At 63.7% G+C, this 12297-nt stretch carries 7 protein-coding genes and 6 pseudogenes; 4 read left to right on the top strand and 9 right to left on the bottom strand.

The window, feature by feature from the left end; translation table 11 throughout:
* Window positions 1–558: pseudogene (locus JCM25143_RS19295) on the bottom strand (SAM-dependent methyltransferase); the annotation flags it as partial.
* On the bottom strand, window positions 555–941 hold the full coding sequence (locus JCM25143_RS12310) for a DUF423 domain-containing protein (protein WP_234395223.1): 387 nt from the start codon (window positions 939–941) through the stop codon (window positions 555–557). The pseudogene JCM25143_RS19295 and the gene JCM25143_RS12310, both read right to left, overlap by 4 nt.
* 151 nt (window positions 942–1092) lie before the next feature.
* Between JCM25143_RS12310 and JCM25143_RS12315 the strand changes: the two genes are divergently transcribed.
* The 3 genes from JCM25143_RS12315 (at window position 1093) to JCM25143_RS12325 (ending at window position 3197) form a co-directional block, all read left to right on the top strand.
* Window positions 1093–1686, top strand: coding sequence for a cob(I)yrinic acid a,c-diamide adenosyltransferase (locus JCM25143_RS12315; RefSeq protein WP_025861407.1), 594 nt, complete (start codon window positions 1093–1095; stop codon window positions 1684–1686).
* A 297-nt stretch (window positions 1687–1983) separates the two neighbouring features.
* Window positions 1984–2646, top strand: coding sequence for a hypothetical protein (locus JCM25143_RS12320; protein ID WP_025861408.1), 663 nt, complete (start codon window positions 1984–1986; stop codon window positions 2644–2646).
* A 65-nt stretch (window positions 2647–2711) separates the two neighbouring features.
* Window positions 2712–3197, top strand: coding sequence for a hypothetical protein (locus JCM25143_RS12325; RefSeq protein ID WP_025861409.1), 486 nt, complete (start codon window positions 2712–2714; stop codon window positions 3195–3197).
* 18 nt (window positions 3198–3215) lie between these two features.
* Here the strand turns inward: JCM25143_RS12325 and JCM25143_RS19300 are convergent.
* The 4 genes and pseudogenes from JCM25143_RS19300 to cysQ all read right to left on the bottom strand — a co-directional run bounded on the left by JCM25143_RS19300 (window position 3216) and on the right by cysQ (window position 7154).
* Window positions 3216–4657: pseudogene (locus JCM25143_RS19300) on the bottom strand (FAD-binding oxidoreductase).
* A 179-nt stretch (window positions 4658–4836) separates the two neighbouring features.
* Window positions 4837–5292, bottom strand: a complete 456-nt coding sequence (locus JCM25143_RS19305; protein ID WP_234395224.1) for a hypothetical protein — start codon at window positions 5290–5292, stop codon at window positions 4837–4839.
* On the bottom strand, window positions 5289–6299 hold the full coding sequence (locus JCM25143_RS12340; RefSeq protein ID WP_025861410.1) for an L-threonylcarbamoyladenylate synthase: 1011 nt from the start codon (window positions 6297–6299) through the stop codon (window positions 5289–5291). Before JCM25143_RS12340 ends, JCM25143_RS19305 begins: the two co-directional genes overlap by 4 nt.
* Before the next feature lie 85 nt (window positions 6300–6384).
* Window positions 6385–7154: pseudogene (cysQ, locus tag JCM25143_RS19310) on the bottom strand (3'(2'),5'-bisphosphate nucleotidase CysQ).
* 116 nt (window positions 7155–7270) lie between these two features.
* On the opposite strand from cysQ, the pseudogene JCM25143_RS19315 reads away from it, so the two are divergent.
* Window positions 7271–8741 (top strand): annotated as a pseudogene (locus JCM25143_RS19315) (leucyl aminopeptidase).
* An 89-nt stretch (window positions 8742–8830) separates the two neighbouring features.
* Here the strand turns inward: JCM25143_RS19315 and JCM25143_RS19320 are convergent.
* From JCM25143_RS19320 to JCM25143_RS19330, 3 genes and pseudogenes are all read right to left on the bottom strand, one after another.
* Window positions 8831–9276: pseudogene (locus JCM25143_RS19320) on the bottom strand (DNA polymerase III subunit chi).
* 162 nt (window positions 9277–9438) lie between these two features.
* Window positions 9439–10575, bottom strand: a complete 1137-nt coding sequence (locus tag JCM25143_RS19325) for a S1C family serine protease (protein ID WP_408735043.1) — start codon at window positions 10573–10575, stop codon at window positions 9439–9441.
* Between the two features lie 435 nt (window positions 10576–11010).
* Window positions 11011–12297, bottom strand: a pseudogene (locus JCM25143_RS19330) (ATP-dependent helicase C-terminal domain-containing protein); the annotation flags it as partial.

Consider the following 12297-nt stretch of genomic DNA (forward strand, 5'->3'; position numbering starts at 1 on the left):
TCCAGCCGCCGGGGGTCGCACCCAGATCGTAGCAGAGCGTGCCGGGATCGGGCCAGCGGCCCAGACGGGTGCAGGCTTCCCATAATTTCAGATAGGCGCGCGAGGGTGGGCCGGTGCGGTTTTCTACAAAACGGGGCGCACCATTGGGGAACGGGCTGGTTTTGCGTGCCGAAAACAGCAGGGTTTCGGGGTCCAGCAGGTCCATGCTCCCAGCGGGCTGGACGGGGGTAAAGCCGGAAAGACCAGCGGTGCGGCCTTGACCGGGGGCAGGCGCTCTTCCACCAGTCGCGCACGGCCAAAGCAGGTGGCGGCATACAGGCTCCAGTTTCGCTGGCGTGCGCGGAGCGTGTCCGCCGCCTCGCGGATGGAGGCAATGGCAACGCATTCGGGCTCCAGCCAGATATCAAGCGCCCAGGGCGAATACACGGCAGGCTGACTGGAAAGGGCTAACTGTCCGTGCCAGCGCTCCACCGTTACGCCACGGCGGCTCAGGTCTTCGGCCAGTGTATCTTCAAGCCCTTCCGCAGCCAGCCAGGCGCCACCTATGGTCGTGCTCATGCGCCGCGCGCCCAAGCGAATGCGAGACACAGCCATGATGCAATCAGCATGCTGCCACCTGTGGGGGCAACGCGGTCGGCGTGGTGGCCCGTGAAGGCGGTATAATAAACCGCGCCGCAGAACAGGAGCGTACCCAGCAGAATACCCGCAGTGCCGATCCGCAGCAGACGTGAGGAGAAGCGCTCTGCCCCCAGTCCGAGGCCGACAAGGGCGAGGCCCTGCCACATCTGCATTTCCATGGCGCCATGGGCCATGGTGCGGCCACCAGTGGCAAAGGCGGTTTCAGGCAAATGCGCCGTAAGCGCGCCCATGATCACGCCACAGGCGACGACCAGCGCGCCACATGTGCGAAACAGGCGGGGAGGGAAAGCGGAGTGTGTCATGCGGCCCATTCTATAGTCGCGCAGGGAGCGGACGGCAAAGGGGCGTTGCATCCATGGGTTGCGCTATGCGTCCGTTAGTATTGTTTTCTGCCACAGGGCGGGGAATGCTGGTGACAATAGATGGCAGGACCGCAGGAAGGAACAGGACAGCATGAGTATTCGGATAGACAGGGTGGTGACACGCGGCGGCGATAGCGGGCAGACCTCTCTGGGGGATGGCTCGCGTGTGGGAAAGGACAGCCTGCGCATAGAGGTGCTTGGCGCGCTGGATGAGCTTAACGCGGTTCTGGGGCTGGTGCGCGCGCATGCCACCCAACCCGGCGGGCAGGCAGAGACACGGGTGGAGGAAGAACTGGCCACCTTACAGAATCTCCTTTTTGACATGGGGGCGGAACTCTGCGTGCCGGAAGGGCCGAAAACCAGCCGTGTGAAACCGGTTGCAGAGCACGTAGTGACTGAACTGGAAAGCTGGATTGAACGCATGCGCGCAGATCAGCAGCCCCTGAGCGGGTTTGTGCTGCCGGGCGGTGCGCTCGCGGCCTGCTGGGCCCATATGGCCCGCACCCAGACCCGCCGGGCCGAGCGGCAGCTTGTGGCGCTGGGTCGGCATGAAACACTCAACCCCGTATTGCTGAAAATACTGAACAGAATGTCTGATTACTTTTTCGTTCTTGCCCGTTATTTCAATCAGAACGGGCAGTCTGACCTGCTATGGCAACCAAGAGTATCATCCACCGCGGAATAAATCCGCGGTTTTGCCACAAAAACCTGCATATTGCGCTTGGATAACACATCCGGGCGTGGTATCAGTGCACAGCAACAGGTTAAAGATGCTTATTTGGCGCTTATCTCGCTGTTGACCATTTCTTTTTTACAGATCGTTCACCGACTCTCTTGTAGGAGTAAGGCGGTTTTTTCGGAAACCCTGTGTGTGGTCTGATGTATTGCCTGTGCAAATTGATACGGGAAATGGCAGCGGGTAGCCCGTTGAGCATTTCTGTTTCATGTAACGTGATAAAATAAGAACGTGACATTCAGATTGATGAATACTTCCCCTTTTCTTTCTTCTTCCACATCCGACCAACAGCATGAAGATGGGCTGGAAGAAGCCAGCATGCTCAATGCGCTCGAACGGCTTGGCCAGTCCGCCCGTGCGCGTCCCGCAGCCCGTCAGCCTGTGGAGCCCACAGGCAAGCGGCGGCGTTTCGTGCGTGATGGCGAGGTTCAGGTCGAAAAACACACGCTTGGCCGCACCGCAGCCCCGCGTACGCTGGCAGAGCCCCGCCCCGGTGGCGGCAATGCCCGCGCTGTGCATTTTTCCGACGAGGATAACGGCGAACTCACGCGCCTGCGCCGCCACCTGGCGGAAGAAAAGCTGCGTGCGGAAGAAGCCGAGCGCCAGTTGGCCGAAACACAGGCCACCCAGCGTGGTTTGATGACCCGTGCCGGCCATGCCGATGTTCTGGTGCGTGAACTCAAGGAAAAACTGACAGAGCGCGAGACGCATCTGGGCCGCGCCGCGCGCGAAATCAAAATCCTGCGTGAAAAGCTGGAAGTGGCTGAGGCCGAGGTCGAACTGCTGCGCACGCGCGCTGAACGCCAGCCAGCCCCGGCTCCGGCAGCCCCGGCGGCGCGGCGTTATGAACTCTCCGTTGAGGAAGCAGAAAATGGCGGCCCCCAGCCCGTCAAATGGTGGAAAGACTGAGCCGCGCATCTCTGTGTGCGGCGGTTCCGCCTGCCTGTGTATAATGACTGTTTCAGAGGGCTGACATGAGCGAAGAGCGTCAGCTTTCCTCAGGCATGGCAACATTCGGCTTTGCCGTGCTGGTGCTTGATCTCGCGGTGGGTATTGGCTTTGTGCTGGTGCCGCTGATGATCGTCGGCTTTCTGTTTCTTCTGCGTGATGTGTTTGGTGTGCTGCTGCTGCCTTTCAGCTTTCTGCTGGGGCTGGCGGGCTGGTCTGCTGACCAGAAAACCCTGCACGCCATGCAGACTGGCTTTCTGCCCGATGGCAGTGCGCATATGCTGCGTGCAGGCAGTATTATCCTGCTTCTGGCGGTATCAATCCTGTGTTCAGTGCTGGCAAGCCGCCGTGTGGGGCAGTCTGTCTGTGTCGAGCGCTGGCTTGCACCCTGCCTGACAGGTATTGCCGCATGGCTGGGCGGGGGCACTCTGGCCCTTGTGCTTTTGCCTGCCTTCTTTTTGCAATGCGCCGCCCTGCGTTACCCCGGCCTGCGGATTGCAGGCGCGCGGTAAGCTGGTGCGGAGCCGCGTTCAGGCGGCGGGAAAGATCTTGCCGGGGTTCATCAGCCTTCAGGGTCCAGCGCGTTCTTGATACGGCGCATGCTTTCCAGCTCGGCCCCACCCCGCCATGAAGGCATCATGTAGGTTTTAAGCTGCCCCACGCCGTGTTCCGCAGAAAAGGAACCGCCAAGGCGGCGCACGATTTCTGCTACCGTATCCATGATATCGTGATCGCGCGCACTGAAAGCCGCTGCATCCATCTGCTCGGGCTGCACGAGATTGAAGTGGATGTTGCCATCCCCGATATGCCCGAACGGTGCGACCCGAATACCCGGGATAAGGGCCTCGCACGCGGCGGTGGCGTCTGTAATCAGGGTGGGAATGGCCGCCAGCGGTACGGAAACATCGTTCTTTACAGAGGCGCCAGCGCGTTTCTGGGCTTCGGCATGTTCCTCACGCAGCATCCATAGCGCGTTACGCTGGGTTTCGCTTTCCGCCAGAACGGCGTCTGTTACCAGCCCGCTTTCCAGCGCTTCTCCCAGCACATCTTCCATCAGGCTACGTAGGCCCTCGCCCGCGCGGGGGCTGGAAAGCTCGACCAGCGCATAGGCCGGGGCGGGTTCTGCAAGCGGCAGGCTTGCCCCGTCAATGAAGCGGTTGACCAGCCCCATGCTGGTGCCAGACATGAATTCAAACGCCACCACGGCAGCAGGGTCCTGCTTGCGGAAAGCGCCAAACAGCTCCAGCGCGCCCGCAGCACTTTCCACAGCACACAGGGCCGTTTCGCGAGCACGGGGGGCGGGCTGGAGCTGGATAACCGCACGGGTAATGATACCCAGCGTGCCTTCCGCCCCGATCAGCAACTGACGTAGCGCGTAGCCCGTATTGTCCTTGCGCAGCCTGCGCATGAGGTCCAGCACGTTGCCATCGGGCAGAACGGCTTCAAGCCCCAGAGCCAGTTCACGGGCATTGCCATAGCGCACCGTGTTGTTGCCCCCGGCATTGGTGGCCAGAATACCGCCGATATCCGCCGAACCTTCGGAGGAAATGGACAGGGGCAGGAAAAGCCCTTCAGCCGCGGCGGCATCCTGTGCGGCCTTGAGTGTCACGCCGGCATCTACCGTCATGGTCAAGTCTGCATGGTCGATGGCGTGCACACGGTTCATGCGTGTGGTGGAGATGACAACAGCCCGGCCGCTGTCATCCGGGGTGGCACCGCCTACCATGCTGGTATTGCCGCCCTGCGGCACCATGGGAACGCCGTGGGCATGGCACAGGGCTACGGCCTTGGCGCATTCCTCGGTCGTGGCGGGGCGCAGCACTGCGGCGCAGCGGCCATGGTAGAGTGCCCGCCAGTCCGTGCAGAAAGCGGCTGTGTCCGTTGTGTCCGTCAGCAGGCCAGAGGGGCCGAGCAGGGCCAGAAGCGCCTGATGGAGCGTGGAGGGAAGAGAGGTTTCAGGCGTGCCGGACATGGCGGTGCGCTTCCTTTGCAGGGCCGGAAAAAATGGCGGGTGGTCAGGGTATCGGGGTGATGGCAGGCAGGTTGCCGCTCAGCCAAATGTGCGCGGTGCGCTATGGACAAAAGGCAGGGGGCTGGGCCGGAGGGTATGGAATACCTCGGTGCCAGCAACCCCTGCCAGCAACCCGGCCATCAGGCCGCCACGATCATGAGTGGTTTGGGATTGCGGGCGGTGGAAAGCTGCATGGCGGCCAGATGGGTCTGGAGTTCCGCGCGGGACTGCTGGGTCAGGTAAAGCTGGGCCTTGAGGGATTCGTTCTGGGCGGTGATGGAGCGCAGGTCACGATCCAGCCGGTTGATGCTATCGGCCATCTCCCGCAACTGGGTGCGGTAGGAATCGGGCATTTCCTGTTTTTCTGCCCGGGCACGGGTAGTGGAGCTTCTGCGCCGCTCCGTTGGCTGGGCGCGGGACGGGTCTGCCGAGATGACCTGAAACAGGTTCTTGAGCGCGCCACCCGTGGTGCTGTTGCGCTGCGCACGGCGGCGCAGGGTTTCCAGTGCCGCGACAGCCTGCCCCTGCTGCTCTTCCAGAACAAGTGCGAGAATGTCTGAAAGGAGTTTGACCTCCTTGGGGTCCAGCTCACTCATGGCAGGGTGTTTTCTTTCGGGTTGGCGGAAGAGGGACGGGGGGCGGCGGCACGGGTCAGGCGGTCCTGTATGGCCAGCCCCAGTCCGTGAGCAGGGATAGGCTGTACGGCTATGCCGCGCAGATGGCGCGCTGTGCCAGCATGGTCGAGCGCACGCAGGCCCGAAAACAGGCGGGCTGCGGCTTCTTCAAGACTGCCGCTTTCGCTCAGGTTCCAGAGCATGGCGGCCGGGCTGGAGCCGTCTTGCGGGCCAAAGGCCAGCAGGGCTTCATCTGCGCGGGGGGTGCGTACATCCAGCCGCACCGGCAGGCCGGGGGCGTAGTGCGAGAGCATGCGACCGGGCGAGAGCGGGGCGGCATCGCTCTGTGTTGCGGGGCGGTGCAGGGGGCCGCACAGGGCCTCCAGCGCTTCCACCGTTACGCCGCCGGGCCTGAGCAGGCAGGGCCTGTCGGGCTGGGAAAGATCAAGCACCGTGCTTTCCAGCCCAATGGCGCACGGCCCGCTATCCAGCACTGCGTCAATCCGGCCATCGAGTTCTTCAAGCACATGGGCGGCGTTGGACGGGCTGATCCGCCCGGAACGGTTGGCCGAAGGGGCCGCTACAGGGCGGCCGGTCTGGCGCAGCAGGGCGGCGGCAACATCCCCACGGGGTACGCGCACGGCCAGTGTGGACAGGCCATCTGCCGCGAGGTCGCTAACCGTGCAGCCTGCCGCGCGGGGCAGAACCAGCGTGAGCGGGCCGGGCCAGAACGCCTCCGCCAACCTGCGGGCGAGCGGAGAGGCCTCGACCTGCTCAAACGCGGCATCGGCATCGGCAAAATGGCTGATGAGCGGATTGAAACGGGGGCGGTTCTTGGCTTCAAAAATACGTGCGACGGCCTGCGGCTGCGTTGCATCGGCACCCAGTCCGTAAACTGTTTCCGTGCCAAAAGCCACAAGCCCGCCTTCACGCAGAAGGCGGGCCGCCGTGGCAATGCCGGTTTCGGTGCTGTCCAGACGCAGGGTCATGAGTCTTTCGGGCTCTTACGCTCAGCCGAACCCTGTGGCCGCCCCCGGTAAAAAGGCAGGGCGGGGCATAGGGCAGCAGCGTGGATCATAGCGATCCGGTACAGACAAATGGCGGATTTTTCCAGCCTGATTTGCCGTAAACGAGGGGCGAGCCATCCAGAAGCGTTATCTGACCGCCTGCGGCTTCCACAATGGCCTGTGGGGCGGCGGTGTCCCACTCCATGGTGGGGCCAAGGCGGGGGTAAAGATCGACCAGCCTTCGGCCACGCGCACGAACTTGACGGCAGAGCCTATATTGCCCAGCGAGGCGATATTGCGGCCATTGAGATATTCCGCCAGCCGCACGTCATCCGCATGGTGGCGGGAGGCAAGAACGCTCAGTCCCTCGGCCGGGGCCTTGCGAACATGAATGGCCTGTTCGCCCCGGCTGTCGCGCCGGAACGCACCCAGCCCCACGCCGCCCCAGTAGGTCTGGTGGTAGGCCGGCAGAGACATGGCACCCAGAAAAGCCCGCCCATCGCGCACAAGGCCGATATTGACGGTAAAATCATCCCGCCCGGCGGCAAATTCCCGCGTGCCGTCCAGCGGGTCCACCAGCCAGTAGGTGGGGGCCACGGCTGTTTGCAGTCCTGCGGCCACTTCTTCTTCCGCAACAACGGGAATATCCGGCGTGGCGGCGCGCAGGCCGCGCAGGATATGCGCCTCGGCGGTGGTGTCCGCTTCCGTTACGGGAGAGGAATCGGTTTTGGTCTGGGTTTCAAATCCCTTGGCGCGAATGGCGCGGATGAGATCTGCGGCTTCTTCCACCAGTCTGGTGGCCAGGGCCAGAAGCTCGGACTCTGTATGGGCGTTCATGCAGGCACCATACGCCAGCTTGAGCGTGGCGTCATGTCCCGTAGCACTATTGCCAAGCCAGCGAGGGGGACTTACGCAGAAGGGAACCCGTTTTGCTGGAATGATCGGTAGAATTCATGCTTCAGATTTCGTTCTCCTCCGAAATACGGCCCGTGGGCGGTAGCCTCGCCGTTCTGGTGCCACAGGGTGAAACCCGTCCGGCGGTTTTCACTGAGCTGGATACAGCCCTGTCCGGTGCCCTGTCCCGTGCGGCAAAGGCCGAAGGCTTCAGCGGCAAGGAGGGTACGAGCTGTGTCGTGCTCGCCCCCTCGGCGGCGTTTGAGCGCATTGTGCTCGTGGGGCTGGGCAAGACCGAGGATGTAGATGCTTTTGCCGCCGAAAAGGCTGGTGGGACTGCGGCCTCGCTCCTTGGCCGGGCTGAAAAGGCGACGCTGGCCACGGGCGATCTGTCTGGCGCACTGGCAGCCCATGCCGCATTGGGGGCGGTGCTGGGGGCCTACCATTTTGGCCTGTATCATGGCGCGCCTGAAGCGCTGGATAACCACAAGCTGCAGGCCCTGTCGGTGCTGACCCCTCATGCGGCGGATGCCGATGCGCTCTGGCCGTCCCTGCTGGCGGTGGCGCGCGGTGTGGTGCTGGCGCGCGATCTGGTGTCGGAACCGGCCAATGTGCTCAATCCCGTTGAATTTGCCGAACGCGCCCAGACGCTGCGTGCCCACGGGCTGGAAGTGGAGGTGCTTGACCGCCCCGCCATGGAAAAGCTCGGCTTTGGCGCGCTGCTGGGGGTTGCTCAGGCAGTGCCAATGAGCCGCGCATGGTGGTCATGCGCTGGAATGGTGGCAAGGCCGATGCCGCGCCGCTGGCTTTCGTGGGCAAGGGGGTGACGTTTGATTCGGGCGGCATTTCCATCAAGCCCGCGGCCGGTATGGAAGACATGAAGTGGGATATGGCCGGTGCCGGTGCGGTTACCGGGCTTATGGCCACTCTGGCGCTGCGCAAGGCTTCGGTTAACGCGGTTGGCCTTGTCGGGCTGGTGGAAAACATGGTTTCCGGCACCGCGCAGCGGCCGGGCGATGTGGTGCGTAGTGCTTCGGGGCAGACGATCGAGGTGCTGAATACCGATGCCGAAGGGCGGCTGGTTCTGGCCGATGTGCTGTGGTACGCGCGGGATCGTTTCGCCCCCCGCCTGATTGTCGATCTCGCAACCCTGACCGGCGCAATCATTGTCGGCCTTGGGCATGAATATGCGGGGCTGTTCTCCAATGATGAGCGCTGGCCTCGGGTCTGGCCGATGCCGGGGCCTTCACGGGTGAAAAGCTGTGGCGCATGCCGCTGGGCAAGGCGTACGACAAGCTGCTGAAATCCGATATCGCGGATATGCAGAACATCAGCGGTGGCCGTGCGGGTGGCTCCATTACGGCGGCCCAGTTCCTCAAGCGCTTTGTGGGCGAAACCCCGTGGGCGCATCTGGATATCGCGGGCGTTGCATGGGACGACAAGGCCCGTAACGGCCAGCCCAAGGGAGCAAGCGGCTTTGGCGTGCGCCTGCTGGACCGTTTTGTCCGCACGGGTTTTGAACAGAACTAACTGACCGCGTGTTTCCGTGCTGGGCCTGCCTGTTGCGCAGGCCCAGCATAAAGGGCGGTTATCAGGGCAGGATAAAGCGGGTTTAGGCGTCAGCCACCGCGGGTCCAGCCCTGTGCTTCCTGCTTCCAGTAGGTAGGCGTATGCCTGCCGCGCGGGCAGCGCTCCAGCGTTCGCGTGCGGCGGTTACGGCTTGCGGGTCCTGTCCGTCAAACAGGTCGAATACGCGGCTGAAAGCCGCAAAATCCGGGCAGGTCCGGTTTTCCAGCAAAAATAGAAAACGTGCCTTGTTCGGGCTGTCTTCGCCCGTTGTCAGCCATATCGGGTGCAGATCGGGGCAAAGCGCGCCTTCGCTGCCATGGGGCAGCCAGCGGGGCGTTGCAACCTGCCACAGGGCTTTGTCCAGTTCCTGCAACAAGGGCTTGGCCGCGCACCACACGACTGCTTTTTCGCCTGCTCCCAATGTGCGTGTTAGCAAAGGGGGCAGGGCTTCCGTAATGCCGGTGCGTGTCAGGTGGTAAAAACCGATCTGTGTCATCCTGCCTCTATAACAGCCAGACGCATGCACGGGAAACGCGAAGCCGCAAAGTGGTGGCTCTTGGCCGCTTTAGGCGCGCCTGTGATGCGGGCAGGCTGGCATGATTACGTCATGGCTTACGGATAGCCAGAAGCCATGTGGGATGCAGGAACCTGCGCGGGGTTAGTGCGGGTCGGTATCCTCGGTCGGCGGACGGTGGCCGACAAGGGCCTGCAACTCGAGTGGCTGCCCGTGGCGCAGGATGCTTAGGGTCACGGTTTTACCCGGTGCCGCTGCCGCTATGGCGCGGATCATGAAGCGGGCGGTTTCCACCCGTTCGTCATTCAGGCGGCTGACGATATCGCCCCGGCGTAGCCCGGCATGGGCGGCGGGGCTGTCGCGGTCCACTTCCGTTACCTGCGCGCCTAGTGGACTGGTGTTATCCTTGAGGGTTGCCCCTAGCCAGCCCCGGTCCATATGGCCGGTTTTGCGCAGGGTTTCCACAATGGGGCGGACAATCTCAGAAGGAATGGAAAACCCAAGCCCTACGGACCCACCCGTTGGGGAGACAATGGCCGTATTCAGCGCCACAACCTGTCCGGCCATGTTAAAGGTCGGCCCGCCTGAATTGCCGGGGTTGATGGGGGCATCAAGCTGGAGAAAATCATCAAACGGGCTGGCCCCGATATCCCGCCCCCGCGCAGAGACAATGCCCGCTGTCACGGACGAGCCAAGACCAAACGGGTTGCCCGCCGCCAGAATCCAGTCTCCCACCTGCACAAGGCGGCTGTCACCCCACTGGGCGTATGCCATGGGTTTGGGGCTATTGATTTTAATGACGGCAATATCGGTCAGCGGGTCGATACCCACAGGTGTTGCGGTAAATTCCTGCCCGTCCATGAGCGAGACGGTAATGCGGTCCGCATCAGCCACCACATGCCCGTTGGTGACGATGCTGCCATCGGGGTCGATGATAAAGCCTGAGCCCGCTTCAAGCAGGTCGTTCCAGTGCTGGCGCATGCGCTCACGGTAGCGGTGCTCAAGGGGCGTGCCACGCACGGAAGAGGGCAGCTTGTGCTGTGTTTCCGATTCGCGCGTGACGGCAATATTGACCACCGTAGGGGCGATCCGCCGCACCAGTGGCGCAAAGCTGAGCGGGCGGGATTCTACCAGCGGTACAGGCGGGGGTTCTTTAGAGGCTGGGCTTGCAGGCTGCGGGTCTGTGGCGAGGGTATCCGCTGCGTGCGCTGAGCCGCCCTGTGCCAGCAGGCTCCATGCCAGACCACAGGCCATGCCGCCCCGTGCAAGCCTGCGGGCCATGCGCTGCGCCACCACATGGCGCCGGGGTGGGCATGCGGTTTTGCCGGGAGGGGGCAGGCTGGGTAGTGCGGGCAGGCTAGGGGCCTGTGTCATGCGTGGGGCGGTACGAAACTGAACATGGTCTTGATTTTTGAACCCGTTTGCCCGGCACATGCAACAGGGATCGTGTTTCTACCCATGTTTTCATGCCGTTGTGGCCCCAACGCCAGAGTAGGTGCGGAGCGCACTTACCAATGAGGCAAGGGGGCGTTAGTTCACCGGGTTTGTTGCTTGAGCCGGGGGTGGCTGTGGCAGGCACGGGCATAATACCCTCCGTCCCGGTGGGGCGTTACTCTTGCGGATCAAGCCTGTGCGGGTACAGCAGGGCCGTGCTTTTGGCCGCCATACCCTGTGGCATAGCCCAGTCGTCATGACCCCGCCGTGTGTTGGAGGCCGCTACGGGCGGCGGGTTTTTGTGGCGGGGGCGAGGGCCGGGTTTTCGGGCCATTCGTGCCGGGGGTAGCGGCCGCGCATGTCACGCCGCATATCCGCCCAGCCGCCCTGCCAGAATCCCGCCAGATCCGCCGTGATAGCCTGTGGCCGCCCGGCGGGGGAGAGCAGCGCCAGCCGTAGGGGAATGCGTCCACCCGCCAGAAGCGGTGTGGTGTTGGTGCCAAAAAACACCTGTGCGCGGGCCGAGGCCACGGGAATGGGCTGGGTATAATCCACCTCCGCCCGGCCACCGGGAAAATTCAGGGCGGTGGGCAGTTCCCTGTCCAGCCAGGCGGTATGGGCATAGCCAAGCCAGCCGCGCAGTAGGGCAGCGGTATCGAGCGCTTTCAGCCCGGCCATCGTTGTGCACCCGGCCAGAGCCGGTGCCAGCCATGTTTCGGCACTTTTAGCCAGCGCAGCAAAGGAGAAATCCGGCCAGTCGGTCATGTCCGAGGGCATGGGGGTGGAGAGGGCGCGTGCCAGTTCAACGCGGGCCTGCACCTGCCCGCCTGCGCCTGTCCAGTCGAGGGCGGTTGCGAGGTTGGCGCGTGCGTGCTCGAGCAGCAGGGTTGCTGCTTCCTCGGGGCGGACTTTTTCAGTGCGGTCGCGCAGCACCAGGTTGCCAATGCGTGTGCGCCTGCGCGCCATAATGGCCCCACTGGACGGGTCCAGCGCGGTTTCCACCTGCTCACGCGTGCGGGCCAGCACGGCAGGGGGCAGGGCATCGGGGTCGAGGGGGGCTGCCAGACGGATTTCCGCCGTGGTGCGCAGGTGCAATCCGGCCACGGCCAGCAGCCGCGCTGTGGCTAGCGTATCATCCCGGCGCAGGCGGGCATTGCCGCCATTGGCCATACGAAAACTGCCGATCTCGCCTCGGCTCAGGGCTATGCGGTCCACAAAACCGGCAGCCAGCAGGGCGGCGGCATCACCGCGTGCGGGCAGGTTATGCGGCAGTCCCAGCCGGGCGCGGAAACGCCCCGAGGCCTGACGGATTCGGGCCAGCGCGGCTCGGTCCGCCTGTGGGTCGTCCCCGCCAGCGATCAGGTCCAGGCGCAGGCTGATATCCGCCGGAGGATAGGCGGTGGGCCACTCCGAGCCGCCATGCGTGGGCGCAGTGGGTCGCGTTCTTCCAGCAGGGCGGCTAGATCAGCCGCAAGAGCGGCTTCCTCCGGGGTGGAGGCGGCTAGTAGCATGGCGGCCAGCCGGGGGTGGGTGCCAAGCCCCGCCATGGCGCGGCCCAGTGGGGTCAGG

Origin of the sequence: Acetobacter papayae JCM 25143, from assembly GCF_000613285.1 — a bacterium.
GTDB lineage: Bacteria > Pseudomonadota > Alphaproteobacteria > Acetobacterales > Acetobacteraceae > Acetobacter > Acetobacter papayae.